Here is a 21,986-nt window from a genome sequence, read left to right as displayed (position 1 = left end):
CCATGATGGGGCCACGCCCAACCGCCCGCCCGCGAACGAGCCCATGACCGCGCAACAGCCTGCTCCCGCCAGTAACACGCTGCAAATCACTCTGCAGATCCTGTCGATCGTTTTCTACACCTTCATCGCCTTCCTCTGCATCGGCCTGCCGATCGCCGTGCTGCCCAGCCATGTGCATGACCAACTGGGGTTTGGCGCGGTGGTCGCCGGGCTGACCATTGGCCTGCAATACCTGGCCACGCTACTCAGCCGCCCGTTTGCCGGGCGCGTGGCCGATACCCTGGGGGGCAAGCAGGCCATTCGCTTCGGCTTGCTGGGGATTGCCGGCTGCGGGGTGTTGACCCTGCTCTCGGCCTGGACCCTGACGCTTCCGCTGCTGAGCCTGGTGCTGTTGCTCGGCGGGCGCCTGCTGCTGGGCATCGCCCAAGGGCTGATCGGCGTAGCCACGCTGAGCTGGGGCATCAGCCAGGTCGGCCCCGAACACACCGCCAGGGTGATTTCGTGGAACGGTATCGCCTCCTATGGCGCCATCGCCATTGGTGCCCCCTTGGGTGTACTGGCCGTCGACGGGCTGGACTTCAGCGTGCTGGGGCCGGCATTGCTGGTGCTGGCGGTATCTGCCCTGCTGGTACTGCGCAAGCGGCCGGACGTGGTGGTGGTGCGCGGCGAGCGCCTGCCCTTCTGGTCGGCCTTCGGCCGGGTCGCACCGTGCGGTCTGGGCCTGACCCTTGCCTCTATTGGCTACGGTACCCTGACCACCTTCGTCACCCTGTATTACCTGGAGCGCGGCTGGGTGGGCGCAGCCTGGTGCCTGAGTGCCTTTGGCGTGTGCTTCATCATTTCCCGGCTGCTGTTCGTCAATGCGGTCAACCGCTTTGGTGGCTACAACGTGGCGGTCGCGTGCATGGCCACCGAAGTGCTCGGCCTGAGCCTGCTGTGGCTGGCACCGTCGCCGCCGTGGGCGCTGATCGGTGCCGGGCTTACCGGTTTCGGGCTGTCGCTGGTCTACCCGGCGCTGGGGGTTGAAGCGATCAAGCAGGTACCCAGCAGCAGCCGTGGTGCAGGGCTGGGGGCCTACGCCGTGTTCTTCGACATGGCCCTGGCCATCGCCGGGCCGGTGATGGGCGCAGTGGCCGCACATCTGGGCTATGCCTCGATCTTCTGTGTGGCCGCGTTGCTCGCCCTGGCCGGTGTCGGTCTAACGCTGTTGCTGGCGCGGCGCGCCACTCGCGGCTGAACGCTCGGCCGGCTCCGGCGCGCCCAACGCCTGGCTGAAGAACACCGCGGCTTCCTGCTGCAGGGAATGGTGGATGTGCCGACGATCCACACCTGCGGCGTCCTTGCACAGCGCCGGCATCCGCACGGACTGCTCGGCATCGCAATGGGCCATGAACACGAAGTGCCCGGCGCCGGCCAGCAGGCGATAGTCCGGTGTCACCGGCAACTTGCGGGCCAGGGCTTCGGCGTTGCGGTCCACCGCCACCAGCTGGTCGCTGTCGCCACTGTAGATCAGCGCCGGCACCTGCACCCCGGCCAGGGCATGGCGCCCGAACAGCAGGCTGAGCGGTGCCATGAGCATCACGGCCCCCACCCGCTGGTCGGCCTCTGGCACCAGCTCGCTGCGGTCGGCAATCAGTACACCGTGGGTCTTGCAGGCGTCGGCGTCGTCAGGGCGCTCCAGGCAGTACTTGCGCAGGCGGTCCAGGTCTGGGCGCGCGCCTGAGAGGATCAAGGCAGTTTCACCACCGGCCGAGTAGCCGATCACCCCAACCTTGCCACCGTTCAGATAAGGCCCCAGCAAGGCATCATCGCGGGCGGCCGTAATTGCGGCACTCACTTGCAGCGGCCGGCCGTACAGGTTGCTCAGGGTGCCCAGGCGGCTGTGGTCGCGGGCGTTGTCGCCGGGGTGCACCACCGCCACCACGATAAAACCCTGGCGCGCCAGCGACGTCGCCAGGTAATGCAAGGCCAGCGGGCTGCCGGTATTGCCGTGGGACAGCACCAGCAACGGGAACTGGCCCAATGCTACCGGCGCCTCTTCACTCACGTCGACCGGGTAGCCGTCTATCCGGCTGCTGCGGGTCTTGCCAATGGCCGGGTAGAACGCCAGCGCCTGCATGGGCCGGGCATCGACCGGGTCGGCCAGAGTCATGTGGTGCAGGCCGACAACCCAGGGTGCGGCCTCGGCATGGGCCAGAAGGCTACCGAGCAGGGCCAGCGCCAGCATGCAGCGAGAAAGAGTCATCGGCCGGCGGTTCCTTGCAGGGCGAAGAGATAGCCCAGCATAGAACCGCCCTGGGCTGCACAGGATGAAACCTGAATGAAACCGAAGTCATGCACTTCACGCCCGCGCCCTATGCATTTGCGCTTTTCGTCGAACCCGTGGCATAGATGCAGGTCCACGTTTCTACGTGACCGTTTCGCGCCATTTAAGGAGATTCACGCATGAGCAAGCCCGCCTACGTGCCACCCAAGGTCTGGCGCAACGACGCCGCGTCCGGTGGCCAGTTCGCCAGCATCAACCGCCCGGTTGCCGGCCCGACTCACGACAAGGACCTACCGCAGGGCAAGCACCCGCTGCAGCTGTACTCCCTGGCCACGCCCAATGGCGTGAAGGTCACCATCGCCCTCGAAGAGCTGCTTGCCCTGGGCCACCTTGGTGCCGAGTACGATGCCTGGTTGATCCGCATTGGCGAGGGCGACCAATTCTCCAGCGGCTTTGTCCAGGTAAACCCCAACTCGAAGATCCCCGCCCTGCTCGACCGCAGCGTCGAGCCGCCGGTGCGGGTGTTCGAGTCGGGGTCGATCCTGCTGTACCTGGCGGAAAAGTTCGGTGCCTTGCTGCCGAAAGCGCCAGCTGCACGCACCGAAAGCCTGAACTGGCTGTTCTGGCAAATGGGCGCGGCGCCATACCTGGGCGGCGGCTTTGGCCACTTCTATGTGTATGCGCCAGAAAAGTTCGAGTACGCGATCAACCGCTTCACCATGGAAGCCAAGCGTCAGCTGGATGTGCTCGACCGGCGCCTGGCCGAAAGCCGCTACCTGGGCGGCGAGGAATACAGCATCGCCGACATTGCCGTGTGGCCTTGGTATGGCCAGCTGGTACGCGGCAACCTGTATGGCGCGGCGGAGTTCCTGGCGGTGGACGAGTACAAGCATGTGCAGCGCTGGGCCGAGGAGATTGCCTTGCGCCCGGCGGTGCAGCGTGGCACACGGGTGAACCGGACCTGGGGGGATGAGGCCAGCCAGGTGCCGGAGCGGCATGCAGCGGCAGACCTGGACGAATAACACGGCCTCTTGTGGGAGCGGGTTTACCCGCGAATACCGGCGTAGCCCGGTGCCATCCACCGCAGCGCCTGCTTCGCGGGCATGCCTGCTCCCACAAGGCTCGGGCACGGCCGAGGGCTGCTGCTCAGCGAATCTGGTGCTTGTGCAGCAACCGATAGAAAGTCGGCCGCGATATACCTAGCACCTTGGCCGCCACACTCATGTTGTCACTGTGCCGGCTGAGTACATCGCACAGCGCCTGGCGCTCGGCTCGGTGCTTGTACTCTTCCAGCGTGCCCAGCGGTTGCTGTACCTGGTCCAGGGGCTGCAATCCAAGGTCCTGTGCCTCGATTTGCCGGCCTTCTGCGAGCACCAGCCCGCGCCTTACCCGGTTGGCCAACTCGCGGACATTGCCCGGCCAGTCATGCCGGCCCATGGCCGCCAAGGCATGCTCGCTGAACGAGCGCGGTCGACGCCCGGTTTCAAGACTGTAGAAATGGGCAAAATGACTGGCCAGCATCGACAGGTCGCCATGCCGGTCTCGCAGTGGTGCGGTCACTACCTGCAACACGTTCAGGCGGTAATACAGGTCTTCGCGAAAGCGCCCTTGCTCGATGGCCCTTTCCAGGTCCACGTGGGTAGCCGCCAGCACCCTGACATCCACCGGGATCGGCTGGCTGCCCCCCACGCGCTCGATGTGCTTTTCCTGCAGAAAGCGCAGCAGGTTGGCCTGCAACTCCAGCGGCAAATCGCCAATTTCGTCGAGAAACAGCGTGCCACCATGAGCCGCTTCGATGCGCCCGGCCTTGCGCTGATGAGCACCCGTGAAAGCGCCCTTTTCATGGCCGAACAGTTCCGACTGGATCAGGTGCTCGGGGATTGCCCCGCAGTTGATGGCAATGAACGGTTGCTCGCTGCGTTGCGACTGGCGATGCAGGGTGCGGGCCACCAGTTCCTTGCCGGTGCCGCTTTCTCCACAGATCAGCACCGGCGATTCAGTGGGCGCCAGCTTGCCCAGCAGCTTGCGCAGTTCACGGATCGGGCGGCTATCACCGAGCAGTTCGTGGCTCGTTTCATCCACCCTCGCCATCCCTTTGCCGCGCAGGCGCGCCATACCGAAGGCCCGGCCCAGCGTGACCTGAACGCGGGAAACGTCGAACGGCAAGGTGTGGAAGTCAAAGAACCATTCACAAACAAAATCGCCGACGGCCGGCATGCGCAGTTGTTCGGCGCTGAGCACGGCAATCCATTCGGTGTTGCTGCGTTTGATCAAGTCCTTGACCCCGTCCGGGCGCCTCAGGTGCGACGCCTGCAAGCGCAACAGGCCCACATCGCAGGGATGATCCAACGCGGCGTCGAGCATGCAGCTGTGCACATCCCAGCCTGCGCTGCGCAATCCGGGTAACAAACGATGGCAGTCATCGCAGGGGTCGACGATGAGCAAACGGCGTTGGGCGGCAAGCTGCTGCATGACCAATCCTTGGCGCCAGTTTTCAGTTTTTTGAAATAAAACAGTAAGTTGTGGCGCCCGATTAACAGTAGCAACTAAGTTGACGGTTCCCAGTACCGTCTGTCTGCCGAATCATTTTTTTACAATGCGTGACGGGAATTTTCGCACTTTATCGACATCACATGGCGGCATGGGCAAGAACGGATTCGACCTTGGCAAATTTTTTTACAACCAATGTGTGACTCGCCCCCGGACAACGAGCATCAGTACACATAACCCCGCGCTGCACTTCGCGATAACCGAGGCGACTTCGAAGCAACGCGGACTTTAACTGGATGTTTGGGACCATAGAGAGACCGAACCATGAATGCCCCGCTCCGTGTCAACGAAGCACTGCTGATTGCCGACCACGCCTTCGAACCTTTCCAGTGCGTAGCCTGGGATGCACCCAACGGTACTGGTGAACTGAGCCTGGCAGTGATCGACCGGACCAGCACCCGCATCGGCAGCAAGCAAGTGTCTTCGCGCATCTATTCCGACCCGGCCCAGTGGGCCAGCCTGATCGAGGAAGTGCGCGCCGAACTGTGCGAAAAAGGTTACGACCTGCAGCCGTGGTCAATGCCGAAATAATATCGGCCAGCAAACCAAGTGCGTGCGTCGCCACGCACTTGTACAACTTCCGGGTTGCTGTTCTGGCAACTTTTTCTTATTGCGGCATAGTGTCGCACCGGTGCTTTTTCAATCCACCAATCTGAACTGTTGCAGGTGCTGGTAATCCGCCTGAAGTTGCTGCGCCAGGCGCTGCGCACGGCCCAGGCGCACCGGCGCCAGTTCCATGTCCACCAACAGAGTGGCGCACGGCATCGGCTGCACGGTATTCCAGTGTTGCAGGCGACCATCGGTGAACACCAGGCAGCGTAACCCTTCTTCGGGGTGGGCCCGTTGCCGATCCTGCAACCAGTGCCGAGCCTGCTCCAGTGCAGCGATCAACGGCGTGCCACCACCAGCTCCCAAGGCTTGCAGCCACGGTTGCAAGGCGGCCGAGGCCTTCAGGCCGTGGCGCTGCCACTGCGGTGAGCGCCCGCTGGCGGTAAGCAGGGCCAACCGGGCACGTTGGCGGTAGGCTTGGTCGAACAGCGCCGCCAGCAGCCCTTTGGTTTGCGCCAACGCCTGGTGGCGACGGGTCGAGGCCGAAGCATCGACGATTACCAGCCACAGTTCTGCGGGCCTGGCCTGGCGTTGCTGCCAGCACAGGTCCTGGCGCTGGCGTGGCCGGCCCTTGAGCAGGGTCGGCAGCCAGGCCACCCGACCGGCCGCAGCACTGCGCGCCCGGCCTCGGCTGGCACCGTATTGCTTACCTGCGCCTGCTTTGGCATCCGCCCCTTTGGCAGGTGACTGGGGGATGCTCAGGGCTTTTTTGCCCAGTTCGGCACCTCGCGGCGCGCGCCGCTGGCCACAGGCTGCGCCGGCATGGCGCCCCAGTCGCCCTGCCCGCTCTGTTCGCCAGGGTTGCCCGCGTCTTGTCGACCGCGTTGCTGTTCAGGCTGCTGCGGCGCCGCAGGCGGGTTGGCCTGGGGCGAAACGCGGCGGCGATGGCGCAAGGCGAACTCGGCCACTGCATCGACATCGGCCTCCTCGATGGCCTCACCACCACGCCACGCACAGTGGGCGCGTGCGGCGCGCAGCCAGACCAGATCGGCGCGCAGCCCGTCGACCCCAGCGGCATAGCAGCGTTCGGTGATCCAGGCCAGCGCCTGGTCGTCCAGGGCAATGCCGGCCAGGGCCTGACGCGCCGCCTGGCAGCGCTCGCGCAATTGCGCCTGGGCCTCGGCCCATTGCGCGCAAAAGGCCTGCGGGTCGCTGTCGAAGGCCAGGCGGCGGCGAATGATCTGTTGGCGCGCCTCAGGTTCGGGCAAGCCTTCCAGAGCCACGTTGAGGCCAAAGCGGTCGAGCAACTGCGGGCGCAGTTCGCCCTCCTCAGGGTTCATGGTGCCGATCAGTACGAAGCGAGCACTGTGCCGGTGCGAGATGCCGTCGCGCTCGATGCGGTTGGTGCCGCTGGCTGCCACATCGAGCAGCAGGTCGACCAGGGTGTCGGGCAGCAGGTTCACCTCATCGACATACAGCACGCCACCATCGGCCTGGGCCAGTACCCCTGGGGAGAACTGCGCCTTGCCCTGCCCCAGTGCGGCATCCAGGTCGAGGGTGCCGACCAACCGCTCTTCGCTGGCGCCCAGTGGCAGGGTCACGAACGGCCCCTCACCGAGCAGGTCGGCCAAGCCACGGGCCAGGGTACTCTTGGCCATGCCACGTGGCCCCTCGATCAACACGCCGCCGATCTTCGGGTCGATTGCGGTCAGGCACAGCGCCAGTTTCAGGTCATCGGCACCGACCACGGCCGCCAGTGGAAATTGCACGGGTTCACTCATTTCAAGCCTGTTCCTCGCCGTCGAGCAGTTGTTCCTCGAGGGCTTCACGGTAGTCGCCCGGTGCCTGCCACAGACCGCGCTGCTGGGCCTCCAGCAAACGCTCGGTAAGGTCGCGCAGGGCCTCGGGGTTGTGCTCGCGCATGAAGTCGCGGGTCGCCGGGTCGAGCACGTAGGCATCGGCCAGCGCCTGGTAATGATGGTCGTCGATCAGTTCCGTGGTGGCGTCGAAGGCGAACAGGTTGTCGACCGTCGCCGCCATCTCGAAGGCGCCCTTGTAGCCGTGGCGCTTGGCCCCGTCGATCCATTTCGGGTTCAGCGCCCGGGCGCGGATGACCCGGTTCAGCTCTTCCTTGAGGGTACGGATGCGCGGCCGGTCGGCCTGGCTATGGTCGCCGTGATAACTGGCAACTGCCGCACCGGACAAGGTTTCCGACGCCGCCAGCATGCCACCCTGGAACTGGTAATAGTCGTTGGAATCGAGCAGGTCGTGTTCGTGGTTGTCCTGGTTCTGCAGCACCGCCTGCACCTTGGCCAGGCGCTGGGCGAACTGGGCTCGGGCCGGGGTTCCGTCGTCGCTGGCGCCGTAGGCATAGCCGCCGTGATTGAGGTAGACCTCGGCCAGGTCGTCGCGGCTGTGCCACAGGCGCCCGTCGATGGCGTTCTGCACCCCGGCGCCGTAGGCCCCGGGCTTGGCACCGAACACCCTCCAGCCAGCCTGGCGCGCGGCCTGCTCGGCGTCCACGCCCTGCGCCTGCAGCGCGGCACGCTCGCTACGCACGCGGGCGGCCAGGGGGTTGAGATCCTCGGGTTCATCAAGTGCGGCTACCGCCTGCACTGCGGCATCGAACAGGCGGATGAGGTTGCCGAAGGCATCACGGAAAAAGCCGGAAACGCGCAAGGTCACGTCCACCCGCGGGCGGTCGAGCAGGCTGAGCGGCAGGATCTCGAAATCGTCGACCCGCTGGCTACCGGTGGCCCACACCGGTCTCACGCCCATCAGCGCCATGGCCTGGGCGATATCATCACCGCCGGTACGCATGGTTGCCGTGCCCCACACCGAAAGGCCGAGTTGGCGCAGGTGATCGCCGTGGTCCTGCAGATGGCGCTCCAGGATCAGGTTGGCGGAGGCGAAGCCCAGGCGCCAGGCGGTGGTGGTGGGCAGGTTGCGCACGTCCACGGTATAGAAGTTGCGACCGGTGGGCAGCACGTCCAGGCGACCACGACTGGGTGCACCACTGGGGCCGGCGGGCACGAAACGCCCGGCCAGCGCCGCCAGCAGGCCATCCATTTCGGCGCTGCCGCAGGCGTCCAGGCTGGGTGCCACCGATTCTCGCAGCGTCCGTACCACATCGTGCACCGGCTGCCATTCGCTCTGGGCAGGTAAATGCACGGTGCCGCACAGCGCCTGGTCGATCAACTGCAGCGCCAACAGTTCGAGGCGTTCGCGGGTATCGCCACAGGTGCGCCAAGGCTCGCTGCTCATGGCCTGCAGTTGTTCCGGGCGTGGCCCTTGCCACGGCTGGCCTAGTTCGCAATCGAGCGGATCGAAGCCTGGCACCAGCGCCTTGGCCAGGGCCCGCAACAGGCTGGCATTGCCACCGCGACCGTCGCCACGCTCGACCCTTAACAGCGCCAGCAAGGTATCCAGCCGCAGCCGGCCTTCCGGGGACTGGCCGAACACATGCAGGCCATCGCGAATCTGCGATTCCTTCAGGTCGCACAGGTAGGTATCCAGGCGTGGCAGCCACACGGCGGCATCGTCCAGCTGGCCTTCCAGCTGCAGTTCACGGTCAATGTGATTGGCCTTGACCAGTTCGAGAATGTCGCGCTGCAACTCGCGAGCGCGCCGCGGGTCGAGCAGCTGCGCTTCGTAGAACTCGTCGGCCAATTGCTCCAGGTGGCGCAACGGGCCGTAGGTTTCGGCACGGGTCAGCGGCGGCATCAGGTGGTCGATGATCACCGCCTGGGTGCGGCGCTTGGCCTGGGCACCCTCGCCCGGGTCGTTGACGATGAACGGGTAGATGTTCGGCAACGGGCCGAGCAAGGCGTCCGGCCAGCACTGCGCCGACAACCCGACGCCCTTGCCGGGCAGCCATTCGAGGTTGCCGTGCTTGCCGACATGGATCACCGCGTCGGCGGCAAAGGCATGGCGCAGCCAGAAGTGAAATGCCAGGTAGCCGTGGGGTGGTACCAGGTCCGGGTCGTGGTACACCGCGCTGGGGTCCACCTGGTAACCGCGCGCCGGCTGGATGCCGACAAAGGTCAAGCCAAAGCGCAGGCCGGCCACCATCAGCCGGCCACTGCGGTACATCGGGTCCTGCTGCGGCGGCCCCCAGCGTTCCAGCACGGCCTGGCGGTTTGCCTCTGGCAGGCGCTCGAAGGCGGCCTGGTAGTCGGCCAGGCTCAGGCTCTGCGCGCAGGGGCGCAGGTCCAGCTGGTCGAGGTCGTTGGTCACGCCACCGAGCAACTGATGGATCAGCTGCGTGCCGCTGCCCGGCAAGTCGGCCAGCGGATAGCCTTCGGCCTGCAGGGCCTTGAGTATGTTCAGCGCGGCCGCTGGCGTGTCCAGGCCAACGCCATTGCCAATACGGCCGTCCCGAGTCGGATAGTTGGCCAGCACCAGGGCTACGCGCTTCTGCGCATTCGGCAGGCGCGCCAGCTCGACCCAGCGGCGGGCCAGTTCGGCGACAAAGTCCATGCGCTCGGGGTGGGCGCGGTAGCAGACCACATCGGACTGGCTGCGTTCGCTGCGCCAGGCCATGTCTTTGAAACTGACCGGGCGGGTGATGATGCGCCCGTCCAGTTCGGGCAGGGCAATGTGCATGGCCAGGTCACGCGCCCCCAGGCCCTGCTCGCTGGCTTCCCAGCCAGGCTGGTTGTCTTGTGCGCAGATGGCCTGCAGTACCGGAATGTCACGACGGAACGGGCGCAGGTTGGGGCGCTCGGGGCTGGACAGGGCAAAGCCGGTGGTGTTGACCAGCACTTCGGCCCCCGCCTCGTCCAGCCAGGCTTCGACCTGCTCCAGGCAGGCGCTTTCCTTGAGGCTGGCCACGGCGATCGGCAACGGGTTGAGCCCGGCGGCCTGCAGGTGCTGGCAGAACACATCGATGAACGCAGTGTTGGCCGCCTGCAGGTGCGAGCGGTAGAACAACAGTGGCGCCACCGGCTGCTCGGGGTGCCACTGCGGGTACCAATCCTCCAGCGTGGCGCTGCCCTTGGCCGGGTGATACACGGCAGTGCGCGGCAGCGGCTGCGGCTCGTCCCAGGCATAGTCGCGGCCCAGCCACTGGCTGGCCAGGCAGTTGAACAGGTTGATGGCGTTGGCCTTGCCGCCCTGGCGCAAGTAGTGCCAAAGGCGTTCGGCCTGCTCGCCGCTGACACTGCCCAGGCTGGTCAGCTCCGGGTCCGGGCGGTCGTCACCCGGCACCAGGATCAGCTGCACGCCACGGCCGGCCAGCTCGACCAACTGCTCGACGCCATAGCGCCAGTAGCCGACACCACCGTGCAGCGACACCAGGATGACCTTGGCATGGCGCAGCACCTGGTCGACGTACAGGTCGACCGAGGCATGGTTCTGTACCTGCATCGGGTTGGCCAGGCGCAGGCTGGGGTAATCCTCGGGCAATTGCTCGGCGGTATCGGCGAGCAATGCCAGGTGCGAATCGCCGCTGCAGAGAATCACCAGCTCGGCGGGCGTCTGGCCGAGGTCGGCAATGCTGTCATCCGGCACGAAGCCGCCGGGCTGGGTCCGCAGCAGGTGCATGGGTCAGGCGCCCAGTGCCTGGCGTAGGCGCGCTTCCAGCTGGGCGGCGTCAAGGTCCTGGCCAATCAGCACCAGGCGGGTGATGCGCGGCTCGTCGGCGCGCCAGGCGCGGTCGAAGTGCTTGTCGAAACGGGTACCCACGCCTTGCACCAGCAGGCGCATCGGTTTGCCCGGGATGGCAGCGAAGCCTTTGGCGCGCAGGATGCCGAACTCCACCACCAGCTGGGTCAGGGCATCGAGCAGCAGGCTTTCGTCGGCTTCGGGCAGGTCGATGGAGATGGAGTCGAAGGCGTCGTGGTCATGATCGTCATGGTCATCACCGTCATGGTGGGAATCATGGTGGGTACGGCGACCATCGATGTGCGCCTCGGACTCGGCGCCCACACCCAGCAGCACCTCCAGCGGCAGCTTGCCGCTGCTGGCCTCGACAACCTTGACCGCCGGAGGCAGTTCTTCGGCCACCTCGGTGCGGACCTTGGCCAGGCCTGCAGCGTCGATCAGGTCGGCCTTGTTCAGCACCACCAGGTCGGCGCTGGCCAACTGGTCGGCGAACAGTTCGTGCAGTGGCGACTCGTGGTCCAGGTTGGGGTCGAGCTTGCGCTGGGCATCGACCTGGTCCGGGTAGGCGGCGAAGGTGCCGGCGGCCACCGCAGGGCTGTCGACCACCGTGATCACCGCGTCGACGGTGCAGGCATTGCGGATTTCTGGCCACTGGAAGGCTTGCACCAGCGGTTTGGGCAGGGCCAGGCCGCTGGTTTCGATGAGGATATGGTCCAGGTCGCCACGGCGTGCCACCAACTCGCGCATCACCGGGAAGAACTCTTCCTGCACGGTGCAGCACAGGCAGCCGTTGGCCAGCTCGTAGACGCGGCCGGTGGCTTCTTCTTCGGTGCAACCGATGCTGCACTGCTTGAGGATTTCGCCGTCGATGCCCAGCTCGCCGAACTCGTTGACGATTACCGCAATGCGGCGGCCCTGGGCGTTGTCGAGCATGTGGCGCAGCAAGGTAGTCTTGCCCGAGCCGAGGAAGCCGGTGACGATGGTGACGGGGAGCTTGGCCAGTGTTTTCATGTCGCATTGCCCTTGGCAGATTGGCGCGGGCATGCAGGACGACAGCCGCAGGCCAGGCCGGCCGGGCTTGTTCGCCACCGGATCACCCCGCCCGGTTGAAAGTCGAAAACGTGACGAGGCAGGTCTCCTGGCTCGCACCGTTCCATGTGCCCGCTGGTGCAGCAGGCTGGCGGGATGACGCCTTCCCGCGCGCGAGCGCAGTGGCTGTGTCGATCCGTTGTCGGTGCTTACAGTTGCGGGGGCAGCCGCGGCTTGTACCGCGTTCCCGTCTTAGCTTCGGCCTGGCCGAAGAACCTCGAAGTGGCAAGGCTACGCAGTGGCTGGCGGGTGGTCAACCATTGGCTCGCCTCGATTCTTGTAGCGCCTGTGAGATCGAGCGCCGCGCGGGCGGCGCTTCGCAGCACAAGGCTGCTCCTACATCTGTTTCGGGCCAATTATTCCTGAGGCAAAGGCGCGCGGCCCCTTGGTGTCCACCTCGATATCGTGCCGGACAAACAAGGCGATCGCGCGCATTGGTACAGGCGTTACTGGCCCGAAACAAATGTAGGAGCAGCCTTGTGCTGCGAAGCGCCGCCCGCGCGGCGCTCGATCTCACAGGCCCTGAAAATGTTGTGGCGAGCACCTCGCAGCCCCACTGCAATACCTGCGCCGTGCCGCAATAAATGCATTGCAGGCTATCAATTCGTGACTGGCCGTTCCCGATCTGCCACGGATGTATTATGGTGGCGTGGTGCGCATATAACAGCAGCCCGAGCAATCGGGCACTTGCAAGACAATGAGGGTGTCATGAGCAACGAAAGCATTAATTGGGACAAGCTGGGTTTCGACTACATCAAGACCGACAAACGCTACCTGTCCGTATGGCGCAATGGCGAGTGGGACAAGGGCACCCTGACCGAAGACAACGTACTGCACATCAGTGAAGGCTCCACTGCCCTGCACTACGGCCAGCAGTGCTTCGAGGGCCTCAAGGCCTACCGTTGCAAGGACGGTTCGATCAACCTGTTCCGCCCGGACCAGAATGCCGCCCGCATGCAGCGCAGCTGCGCCCGCCTGCTGATGCCGCAGGTGCCGACCGATGTGTTCATCGAGGCGTGCAAGCAAGTGGTCAAGGCCAACGAGAAGTTCGTGCCACCGCATGGTAAAGGCGCCCTCTACCTGCGCCCGTTCGTGATCGGCACCGGTGACAACATTGGCGTGCGCACCGCCCCCGAGTTCATCTTCTCGATCTTCGCCATCCCGGTTGGCTCGTACTTCAAGGGCGGCATGAAGCCGCACAACTTCCAGATCTCCAGCTTCGACCGCGCAGCCCCGCAAGGCACTGGCGCGGCCAAGGTCGGTGGCAACTACGCCGCCAGCCTGCAGCCGGGTGCAGAAGCGAAGAAAGCCAACTTCGCCGACGCCATCTACCTCGACCCGCTGACCCACACCAAGATCGAGGAAGTCGGTTCGGCCAACTTCTTCGGCATCACCGCCAACAACGAGTTCGTCACCCCGAAATCGGCTTCGGTGCTGCCGGGCATCACCCGCCTGTCGCTGATGGAACTGGCGCAATCGCGCCTGGGCCTGACCGTGATCGAAGGCGATGTGGAAATCAACAAGCTGGACCGCTTCATCGAAGCCGGCGCCTGCGGTACCGCTGCGGTGATCACCCCGATCGGCGGCATCGAGTACAACGGCAAGCTGCACGTGTTCCACGACCTGGAAAAGGTCGGCCCGGTTACCCAGAAGCTCTACAACGAGCTGACCGGTATCCAGAGCGGTGACGTGGAAGCACCGGCTGGCTGGATCGTCAAGGTTGCCTGAGGCGCTTTAACGTTTTGAAAAACGGGGCATGCCAGCGATGGCATGCCCCTTTTTATTGGGTGCACCGGCTGCACCGGTGTTCGCGGCTAAAGCCGCTCCCACAGGTACAGCGCAAGCCTGAAGCCTGCGCCATCCCTGTAGGAGCGGCCTTGTGTCGCGAAAGGGCTGCGAAGCAGCCCCAGGATATCCGCGCAATGCACAAATCGAGGAGCAGCGCAGGCTGGTGGTTTTCATGCAAGGCGACGCTGCATCAGCAGGTGCCGGGCTTTGTCGAAAACCCAGTTGTACAGCACGGTGTAGGGCAGGATGATCACAAAGAAGCCCAACTCCACCATGAACGCCTGCAGCAACGAAATCTCCAGCATCCACGCCGCCACCGGCAGGCACCACACCACCAGCCCGGCTTCGAAGCCCAGGCCGTGTGCAAAGCGTGCGCTGGCCTTCCAGTGGATGCGCTCGGCTTGCACGTAGCGGTCGACCAGCGCGTTGTAGACCATGTTCCACAGCATGGCGATCACCGAGAGGGTCACCGCCAGCGCCCCCGCCGTCGCCAGCGACTTGCCCATGATCCAGGACAACAGCGGCGCACATAGCAGCACGGCGAACACTTCATAGCCGACGGCGTGAACCAGGCGTTCGCTGAAAGAGACATTTTTCATTGCAGATTCCATCCAGTGCGTGAGTCGTGCTTCCTATTTTCTTTGATAGAACTGATACTCGCGACATAGCTACCATCGATTTTATCAATACCATGCGCTACTCACCCGAAGCTCTGGTCGCCTTTGTCGAAGCCGCATCGCTGGGTTCGTTCTCCGCTGCGGCGCGCAAGTTGCGCAAAAGCCAGTCCACCATCAGCATTGCCATCGCCAATTTCGAGGCCGATGTGGGTTGCCCGTTGTTCGAGCGTGGCGGTCGCCACCCTACACTGAACGAGGCTGGGCGGCAGGTGCTGAGCCATGTGGAGGCGATTCTCGATGCCAGCGCCCAGCTCGATGCCCTGGCGGTGCGGCTGGCGGAAAACATCGAGGCACTGGTCTCGGTGGTGATGTCGGACAGCTACAGCGTGACCTTCCAGGGCGCGGTGATGGCCCGCTTCGCCCAGCACTACCCGCATACCGAGCTGCGCTGCGGCCCGTCGGAAGATGCCGATGTGATCGAGCTGATCCAGCAGGGCCTGGCACACGTCGGCATTCTTGCCACCCAGCCCAGCTACCCCGCTGACGTTGCCGTGGCACGCTTGCCCGAGCAGGCAGAGTTTGGGGTGTACGTGGCCAGCGGGCATCCGTTGGCGGCTTTGCCCCAGGTGCAGACGCAGCACCTGGAGAACGTCCGGCAGCTGTATATCAAGACCTATGCTCCCAGCCTGCACCACGGTCGTGGCCAAGCCTGGTCGGCACCGGACTACCTCACCTTGCTGGAGTTCGCCGTGCGCGGGTTCGGCTGGGCCGAACTGCCCAGGGCGCTGGTGGCACGGTTTGGCAGTGGGCTGGTAGAGTTGCAGGTCGCGGGCTATCCACGGCGAGTGAATATGGACGTGGCCTGGTCCAGCCGGCGCGCGCTGGGGCCCGCGGGGCAGTGGCTGGTGCGGCAGATGCTGGAAAATAGTCCGCAATGAAATTCTATTCAGAAGCAATATGAAACATGGAACTACTCGCGAACAAATTATTGACCCAATACAAATATCTATTCATTGGATGAAGTCCGCTTAATTGTTCTCACCGCCACTTTCTTGATGAAGCCAACTGCTGCCCGTGGAATGCTCGGAAAACAGATTTTAATGCAAATGCGATACTGCTCCGCTCTGCCTTGCGCCCATTCCCACTTGGCACGCGATTCTACCTTCTTCAACCGTCATATCGGGAAACCTATACTCGTTCATCTCGTTCAGCACGGCGAACTTGACCCGCACAGCTTGGTCAGCCTGCTTAGGGAAGGTCTGAAGTAGCCCTGTATTTCCGGTCGACTTCAGCCCTCGCTGCTTTTGAAAGCGGGCCGTCGATCAAATTCGACCAGGTAACCCGCTCAGTTCTCCGTTTTTGGCCGCCGCGAGCACCTCGCAGCAGCCATTTTCCGCATTACAGGTGCACCTTTCCTGCGGTAGTCAGCAAATGTCGGCGCGCCATCCATAGGTTCGACAGCGCGAACAGCGTCACCAGCTGAGCGGTGTTCTTGGCCAGGCCACGGAAGCGCACCTTCACGTAACCGAACTGGCGCTTGATCACTCGAAACGGGTGCTCGACCTTCGCTCGCACTTGTGCCTTGGCCTTCTCGATCTTGCGCTTGGCTTTGTACAGGGCGCTGCGTTTATCGAGCTTCTTGTAGGTGCTGCGGCGTGCTGCGACCTGCCAGATCACTTCGCGGCCAGCATGTTCGGGGCGCTTTTCGACGCCGGTGTAGCCGGCATCGGCGCAGACGACGTTCTCGTCACCGTGCAGCAGTTTTTCGACCTGGGTGATATCCGCCACGTTGGCTGCCGTGCCTACCACGCTGTGTACCAGCCCCGACTCATCATCCACGCCGATGTGCGCCTTCATGCCAAAGTAATACTGGTTCCCTTTCTTGCTCTGGTGCATTTCCGGGTCGCGCTTGCCGTCCTGGTTCTTGGTCGAGCTGGGCGCGTGGATCAGTGTGGCATCGACGATAGTGCCCTGGCGCAGCGACAGGCCGCGATCCCCCAGGTAGCCATTGATTACGCCGAGGATGCCGGCTGCCAGCTCATGTTTCTCCAGCAAGCGACGGAACTTGAGGATGGTGGTTTCGTCGGGAATACGCTCGAGGCTCAGCCCGGCGAACTGACGCAGGATGGTCGTCTCGTAGAGCGCTTCTTCCATGGCCGGGTCGCTGTAGCCGAACCAGTTCTGCATCAGATGGATACGTAACATGGCCATCAGCGGATAGGCTGGACGACCACCTTCACCCTTTGGGTAGTGTGGCTCGATCAGGGCAATCAATCCCTTCCACGGCACCACCTGATCCATCTCGATCAGGAACAATTCCTTACGGGTCTGCTTGCGCTTGCCGGCGTACTCGGCGTCGGCGAAGGTCATCTGCTTCATGGAAAAACTCGGCTGGCGGGATCGGCGTATTTCACCAGATTCAGGAAGTCTTTTTCAGACCTTCCCTTAGCTCTCCCCAAGTGATTTCCAGGCAGCCGCATGCTTAACGCCACTGGAGTCCTGCATTGGATGAAGACGACTCTGTAACGTGTGTCACCCATGTACAATCCGGGGGAGATGGAGGCGAAATTTATCACCTGAAATGTTTCACCAGACACATAAAAAGATCGTTTAGTCTAGCCAGGGCGTTTACGGCGGTACCGATCGAGTACGCCCCTCAAACCCTGCCGAATTCTCTCCACCTGAGTTAGTGAAAGATCAGGATTCGCACGGTTAATAGATGCTTGTACATTGCCACCGACAGCAAAAGCCTCCACTGCAACTCTGCGCAACTCCCTAGTCTGCTCAGAGCTTAATCCTTCTATAGCATGATTACTCTTATTAATAAATTCAAGAAGCTTTTCAAATTCACCAGCCTTCAACTTGTCACGACGCAATGTCCAGCTATCTACTGTGTGCACCGCACCTACCGTCCCCGCCGATGACGCGACCGAATAAACAGCAGAGTCTGCAATAGGCGACGACTGACTTTGAGCTGTGGTTATTGCCAAGGGCTGCGAACTGCTTTGCCCAGGCGCACCTGAGTCCTTCCTACCCGTTTGGGTACTCATAACCTCTTGCCCGACTCTTCGCTCAGTCGGCGACGACAGCCTTCGCCTTTTTCCACCTCCAGCCTCCAAACCTGTCTTTATTGCGTCCATTAATACTTCATGTTGGGTTGCTGGCGATATACTTCGAATCTGAATAGGGCGTTTTGTAGGCATATGCCCGCTGGGATCACTGAAATTGACCGGATCACCCGCACAATAGGCATAACAGTTCAAGCCCCCCGCACCAAATGGGCTTTGGCTATCGGGACTCTGAAAACACATCAAGACCGGATTGAAGGCACGATAACCATTTCCGAGTAAATAGAGGTACCACAGCAGCAGGTGGCCATTGAATGCCGGTCGATGCAAGGGAATGTCATTGGGATTGTGATACCCATAGGCATTGTAAGTCACCGCCTCCGGCTGCCCCTGAGATCGGACACCTACCACTGAATCCCCACTGTCTGCAGCCAGTAGTGCCGAGCGCGCTGTTTCCTGCTCCAGCCTGGTTTCTGCCAGGACGCCTGCCTGCCCTCTCATGCATACCACGGCAGCGTTGCCTGACAAAGCGGTGTGAACCCTGTCGTGCTGCATGAAAAAGCGCGTGTACTTCATTGGCGAGGTCATATCTGGCTCCCGTGGATGAGGTAGCCATATTTTCGCGTCGAACCCCATCAAACAACTGTCAGAAATGACAGGTACGGCTTTCGTGGAACGCCCACTGGCGGTATGAAAGCCAGGGCTACCTTGCAGTTCATAGGGACGAAGCGCCGTGAGAATTGCGCCACCTTCTGCGTAGCGCAGTTTCAGTCGTCGGCTTCCATACCCGCAAACGAAACGATGCGGCTCAAAGGCCCTGCAGAGTCAGTCATCCACCGGCACATCCACCACCTTCCAACTGTCATCCGGATCGAAGCGTTTCATCTCCTTGGCCAGCTTGTCGCCGTGCGGCCCGAGGTCTTTCTCGAACACCTCGCCGTCATGGCTGATCATGAAGCTCATCACCCCGGTGTCATCGTACCTGGCCGGCCAGGCGACCATGGCGAAGCCACGGCTCATCTGGTTGCCGATCAGGTAACTGTAGGCACCACCAGGGGCGGATGGGCCCTGAGCATCGAGGATACGAAAGTGGTAGCCATACCAGTCGTCGCCAACCCGGTCCTGGCCGAACAGCGGGCCCAGCGGGCTGACCTGGCCATCGCCATCGTCGTCCCAGTACAGCCCGTCATGCTTGCCGGGCTCGCTGAATATCTTCTGCGCGTATTCCAGCGCACCGTTGCCGTTGTGGTCCTGGGTGGCGTACTCCATTTGCGCATCGTGATAGGCCAGCATCGACTGCATGGCACCCAGCTCGTTGCGGCCAATGCGCCGGGCGCGGATTTCGGCGCTGCCGGCCTTGAGGTCGAAGCGCCAACCCTGGTCGCCTTTGGTCAACGGAATAGGCAACGTCCAGTGATCACTGCCCACCGCGAGGATGGCCTTGTTTGTACCCGACAGGTTGATGCTGTGCTGCGCGCGATATTGCGCAAGGAACGTGTCCACATCACTGCGTTGCACACCGCCGCGAGGTATGTAGGTACGCCAGTCATCACCCAGCAACCGGGCCAGGCGGGCTTCATCAGGTTTCTCCTCGCCCAGCGCCGCAACAAAGGATTCCACGGCCTTCTCCGGTGTCGGGAAGGCTTCCTGCGCAGCGGCCAGGGATGACCATGTCATACCGGCTGCGATTACCAGTGCCGCTATCGTTTGACGGTTCATCGACGGCCACCTCCCCCGCGGCGTGCGGGCGCACTGGGCCGGGAAATCTGGTGCCCGGCGGCACGCGATGCGTTCGGGCGCTGGGCGAACGACTGGCTGGTGCGGCCACGGCTGGCCTGAGCGCTGGTGCGCGAGGGTGAACGCACGCCGTCGAAGGCATTGTTACGCGCGCGGCCAGCGGTATTGGACGGCCGATTTTGTGCCAGCTGCCGCCCCTGGCCTTCGCCCTGCCTGCGCTGGTTCACCTGGCTGTTCTGCTGGCGAGCCTGGGTGTTGCGGGTTTCCTGTCGACGGTCGGTTGCCCTGGGGTTGTCGCTACGAGGCTGCATGCGGTTGCCGACCGAATTGCCTGCCTGCGCCTCGCGCATCTGCTGGCGTGCCTGGCGGTTGCTGGTGGCCGGACGTTCGATGCCGGCCCGGTCCATCGACGCCCGGGCCTTGTCCCGCGCCTGGGCGCGTTGGGCGTCGTCACCGCGGAAGGCAGTACGCTGGGTGGCACCGTCCAGCTGGCGACCATACTGCTGGCGGCTGCGAGAGTCGCGGTATGGCACGCCGTCGCGGTTGGCGGCGTTGTGCTGCCATTTGTTCTGGTTGTTGGTGATGCGGTTGTTGGCGTTGATGTTGTTGTAGCGGTTGACGTCGATGTCGATGTCGTTGTTGCCCCAGTCACAGTCGCCCCACAGCGAGGCTACGATCGCCACGCCGGTCCCGAAGGCCAGGCCCGCCACCAGTGCAGAACCAGGGTAATACATGGGCGGTGGCGGGTAATACACCGGCGGCGAGGCCGGGTAGGCCCAGGTGCCGTAGCTGGTGGTCGGGTTGTAGCTGGGCACGTACACCACCTGCGGGTCGGCTGGCTCGATGATGATGGTGGTGGGCGGGCTACTGGCCGTAACCACCTGAGTACTGCTACCACTGGAGGCCGGTGCCGGGGCGGTCTGCACGGTCACGTTCTGGTACTGGTTGCTCTGCAGGTTGCCGGCGGCCTGGGCCTGGTGGCGCAGGCGCTGCACGCCGCCCATGACATCGTCGGGCTGCGCAAGGAAGGCGTCACCCAGGCGCTGTACCCAGACCGGGTCTTGCCCCAGGGTCGCCAGTACCTGCGGGAAGGCCACCAGCGCCTGTACACTCGGGTCCCAGGGCTGGTTCGCCACCTTCTTGACGGCATCGTCGCCGGTGGCCTTGGGGTTGGCCTTGGACCAGGTCACCGCTTCGCTCACCTGCCCCGGATAAGTGGAGGCCATCAATACCTGGGCCAGCAGCGCATCGGGGTACAACGCGATGGGCGCGAGCATCTGGTCCAGTTGCTCCTGGGTGAACACCGGGTCCTTGGCCGCGACCGTGTCGGTTTGTGGTGCCGGGTCGGGGGCCGGTACATCCTCTGCCAGCACCAGGCCGGGCGTGGCACTCAGATACAGGATCACCGACAGGACCGCTGACAATGGCATGCGCATCGCATCTCTCCGTGAGATCAGGCCGCGTGGGTTAAGGGTAGCAATGGCGCTGCTTTTGGCCAGATACGGGGGCGCGAACTTTTCGCGCTCTAAGGGTGCGGTGGTTGCTGCTTTTGAATCTATATCAGGGTTGGGCTGAGAACTGTAATTGCTGTACCGGCCCTTTCGCGGGCACGCCCGCGGCGGTGTTCAACCGCCCAGGGCGATGATCGCCACGATCAGCGACGCTCCAACTACTGCCAGAACCACGCCGGTCAACAGGGTGCGGCCACCGGAATAGCGTGCCAGCAGCCAGCCCGCAAGGAAGAGCATGGCCAGGGCGACCAGGTTCGATACACGGATGGCCGTACCGGTGGTCTCGATCAGCAGGAACGGAATGACCATCGGGAAAGTTGCCAGTACCACCAGCAGGAAAGTGGCCAGCGCCGCCTTGAAATCATCAAGCCCCAGGCGTGCCGGTAGCGAACGGGCAGCATCACGCAGCAATCGCCCGCGCAGCATCTCCAGCCCATCTTCATCCAGTGCCAGGCCGATGCGCTCTGGCAACGTATCGGCAATCAGCCTGCGCCCCTGGTTGATATCACCTGCTTGCAGGCGGGCCAGCAAGGTCCGGCTGCGGGTGCGTTCGGTCCAGGTACGCAGCAGGTAGATGACGGCATCGGCCAGGCCCCAGGCCAGGTTGCAGCCGAGCGCGGCAATCAGCATCAGCCGCGCGTCTTCGCGCCCTGCCGTGGCCACGCTCAGCGAGCCGATGAAGGTCATCGCCATCAACAGGCCGAAGATGACTTCGGTGATCCGGTCGATCGGTTCCAGCACGCCCCATTTTCGCGGTTGCTCGTCTTGCCCCATCGCACCCTCCCAGGAACCATCGATAGTCACTATCGAGAATGGCAATTTCTGCCGAACGACATGGCCGAATAACCTAGCTCCATCGACTCGCCGCCCACCACCCCGGCCCCTGGAGCTACCTGATGAACACCTTGGCCCGCCTGCTGTCCGCCACCCTTGCCGTCATTGCCATCGCCATCACCAGCGGCTGTGCCAGCCACCCCGAACTGCGTCCCTACACCGCCGAAGAAACCCGTCAACTGCAATTGGAAGCCTTGCAACGCCGTGGCCTGTCGCTGGACGACTACGAGCAGCAACGGCGGGTAATCCAGCGTGCCGGCAACCTGCCCGTAGTGACCGAAGCTGCAGACGCCGACCGTTCGACCAAAGGCTGAATGGGCTAGCCGGCGGTTCCCTCACGTTACCTGCACAGGTATGCTTTACCGCTCAACCG

18 protein-coding genes and 1 riboswitch are annotated in these 21,986 nt (G+C 63.5%); of the genes, 6 read left to right on the top strand and 12 right to left on the bottom strand.

The features are described 5' to 3' along the window. Nucleotides 1-43 precede the first annotated feature (43 nt). The gene (locus ACK56M_RS12930; RefSeq protein WP_085719956.1) at nucleotides 44-1,237 is read left to right on the top strand and encodes an MFS transporter; all 1,194 of its coding nucleotides are present in this window, start codon (nucleotides 44-46) and stop codon (nucleotides 1,235-1,237) included. Here the strand turns inward: ACK56M_RS12930 and ACK56M_RS12925 are convergent. Beyond that, nucleotides 1,199-2,245 carry an alpha/beta hydrolase family protein gene (locus ACK56M_RS12925; RefSeq protein ID WP_015270209.1) on the bottom strand — a complete coding sequence of 349 codons (1,047 nt, stop codon included), beginning with the start codon at nucleotides 2,243-2,245 and terminating at the stop codon, nucleotides 1,199-1,201. The genes ACK56M_RS12930 and ACK56M_RS12925 overlap by 39 nt on opposite strands. Before the next feature lie 200 nt (nucleotides 2,246-2,445). On the opposite strand from ACK56M_RS12925, the gene yghU reads away from it, so the two are divergent. Further along, entirely contained in the window at nucleotides 2,446-3,288 is an 843-nt protein-coding gene (gene yghU, locus ACK56M_RS12920; RefSeq protein ID WP_013972508.1) for a glutathione-dependent disulfide-bond oxidoreductase, read from the top strand. A 124-nt stretch (nucleotides 3,289-3,412) separates the two neighbouring features. On the opposite strand, the gene ACK56M_RS12915 is transcribed toward yghU, so the two are convergent. Then, the gene (locus ACK56M_RS12915; RefSeq protein ID WP_015270208.1) at nucleotides 3,413-4,738 is read right to left on the bottom strand and encodes a sigma-54 dependent transcriptional regulator; all 1,326 of its coding nucleotides are present in this window, start codon (nucleotides 4,736-4,738) and stop codon (nucleotides 3,413-3,415) included. 342 nt (nucleotides 4,739-5,080) lie between these two features. Between ACK56M_RS12915 and ACK56M_RS12910 the strand changes: the two genes are divergently transcribed. Then, nucleotides 5,081-5,347 (top strand): hypothetical protein, encoded by a 267-nt coding sequence (locus ACK56M_RS12910; RefSeq protein ID WP_013972506.1) that lies wholly within the window; start codon nucleotides 5,081-5,083, stop codon nucleotides 5,345-5,347. 108 nt (nucleotides 5,348-5,455) lie between these two features. Here ACK56M_RS12910 and ACK56M_RS12905 read toward each other — a convergent pair whose 3' ends face one another. The 4 genes from ACK56M_RS12905 to cobW all read right to left on the bottom strand — a co-directional run bounded on the left by ACK56M_RS12905 (nucleotide 5,456) and on the right by cobW (nucleotide 11,980). Next, the gene (locus tag ACK56M_RS12905; RefSeq protein WP_015270207.1) at nucleotides 5,456-6,022 is read right to left on the bottom strand and encodes a vWA domain-containing protein; all 567 of its coding nucleotides are present in this window, start codon (nucleotides 6,020-6,022) and stop codon (nucleotides 5,456-5,458) included. 101 nt (nucleotides 6,023-6,123) lie between these two features. Further along, the gene (locus ACK56M_RS12900) at nucleotides 6,124-7,146 is read right to left on the bottom strand and encodes an ATP-binding protein (RefSeq protein WP_411959497.1); all 1,023 of its coding nucleotides are present in this window, start codon (nucleotides 7,144-7,146) and stop codon (nucleotides 6,124-6,126) included. Between the two features lies 1 nt (nucleotide 7,147). Next, nucleotides 7,148-10,909 (bottom strand): cobaltochelatase subunit CobN, encoded by a 3,762-nt coding sequence (cobN, locus tag ACK56M_RS12895; RefSeq protein WP_100413717.1) that lies wholly within the window; start codon nucleotides 10,907-10,909, stop codon nucleotides 7,148-7,150. A 3-nt stretch (nucleotides 10,910-10,912) separates the two neighbouring features. Next, the gene (gene cobW / locus ACK56M_RS12890) at nucleotides 10,913-11,980 is read right to left on the bottom strand and encodes a cobalamin biosynthesis protein CobW (RefSeq protein WP_015270204.1); all 1,068 of its coding nucleotides are present in this window, start codon (nucleotides 11,978-11,980) and stop codon (nucleotides 10,913-10,915) included. A gap of 99 nt (nucleotides 11,981-12,079) precedes the next feature. Further along, a riboswitch (cobalamin riboswitch) is annotated at nucleotides 12,080-12,293 on the bottom strand. A 473-nt stretch (nucleotides 12,294-12,766) separates the two neighbouring features. On the opposite strand from cobW, the gene ACK56M_RS12885 reads away from it, so the two are divergent. Further along, on the top strand, nucleotides 12,767-13,786 hold the full coding sequence (locus ACK56M_RS12885) for a branched-chain amino acid aminotransferase (RefSeq protein WP_013972500.1): 1,020 nt from the start codon (nucleotides 12,767-12,769) through the stop codon (nucleotides 13,784-13,786). Between the two features lie 230 nt (nucleotides 13,787-14,016). Here ACK56M_RS12885 and ACK56M_RS12880 read toward each other — a convergent pair whose 3' ends face one another. Next, nucleotides 14,017-14,445, bottom strand: a complete 429-nt coding sequence (locus ACK56M_RS12880; RefSeq protein ID WP_102084222.1) for a multidrug/biocide efflux PACE transporter — start codon at nucleotides 14,443-14,445, stop codon at nucleotides 14,017-14,019. Between the two features lie 92 nt (nucleotides 14,446-14,537). On the opposite strand from ACK56M_RS12880, the gene ACK56M_RS12875 reads away from it, so the two are divergent. After that, nucleotides 14,538-15,401, top strand: coding sequence for a LysR family transcriptional regulator (locus tag ACK56M_RS12875; protein WP_015270202.1), 864 nt, complete (start codon nucleotides 14,538-14,540; stop codon nucleotides 15,399-15,401). 460 nt (nucleotides 15,402-15,861) lie between these two features. Here ACK56M_RS12875 and ACK56M_RS12870 read toward each other — a convergent pair whose 3' ends face one another. The 5 genes from ACK56M_RS12870 to ACK56M_RS12850 form a co-directional block, all read right to left on the bottom strand. Further along, nucleotides 15,862-16,842, bottom strand: coding sequence for an IS5-like element ISPpu18 family transposase (locus ACK56M_RS12870; protein ID WP_058178368.1), 981 nt, complete (start codon nucleotides 16,840-16,842; stop codon nucleotides 15,862-15,864). A gap of 236 nt (nucleotides 16,843-17,078) precedes the next feature. Next, on the bottom strand, nucleotides 17,079-18,107 hold the full coding sequence (locus ACK56M_RS12865) for an RHS repeat-associated core domain-containing protein (RefSeq protein ID WP_243897546.1): 1,029 nt from the start codon (nucleotides 18,105-18,107) through the stop codon (nucleotides 17,079-17,081). 249 nt (nucleotides 18,108-18,356) lie between these two features. After that, nucleotides 18,357-19,250 (bottom strand): DUF2950 domain-containing protein, encoded by an 894-nt coding sequence (locus tag ACK56M_RS12860; RefSeq protein WP_100413716.1) that lies wholly within the window; start codon nucleotides 19,248-19,250, stop codon nucleotides 18,357-18,359. Further along, the gene (locus ACK56M_RS12855) at nucleotides 19,247-20,704 is read right to left on the bottom strand and encodes a DUF3300 domain-containing protein (RefSeq protein WP_015270198.1); all 1,458 of its coding nucleotides are present in this window, start codon (nucleotides 20,702-20,704) and stop codon (nucleotides 19,247-19,249) included. The genes ACK56M_RS12860 and ACK56M_RS12855 overlap by 4 nt, the downstream gene beginning before the upstream one ends. A 189-nt stretch (nucleotides 20,705-20,893) precedes the next feature. Beyond that, nucleotides 20,894-21,553: a VIT1/CCC1 transporter family protein gene (locus tag ACK56M_RS12850; protein ID WP_217190554.1), complete on the bottom strand. Its 660-nt coding sequence runs from the start codon at nucleotides 21,551-21,553 to the stop codon at nucleotides 20,894-20,896. Between the two features lie 122 nt (nucleotides 21,554-21,675). On the opposite strand from ACK56M_RS12850, the gene ACK56M_RS12845 reads away from it, so the two are divergent. Continuing rightward, a complete protein-coding gene (locus tag ACK56M_RS12845; RefSeq protein ID WP_015270196.1) occupies nucleotides 21,676-21,927 on the top strand; it encodes a hypothetical protein in 252 nt (83 codons plus the stop codon). Nucleotides 21,928-21,986 lie beyond the last annotated feature (59 nt).

This window comes from Pseudomonas sp. s4 (assembly GCF_046764235.1).
Taxonomy (GTDB): domain Bacteria; phylum Pseudomonadota; class Gammaproteobacteria; order Pseudomonadales; family Pseudomonadaceae; genus Aquipseudomonas; species Aquipseudomonas asiatica.
The sequence above is the reverse complement of the archived record's forward strand: the minus strand, read 5'-3'. Positions and strand labels throughout refer to the sequence as shown.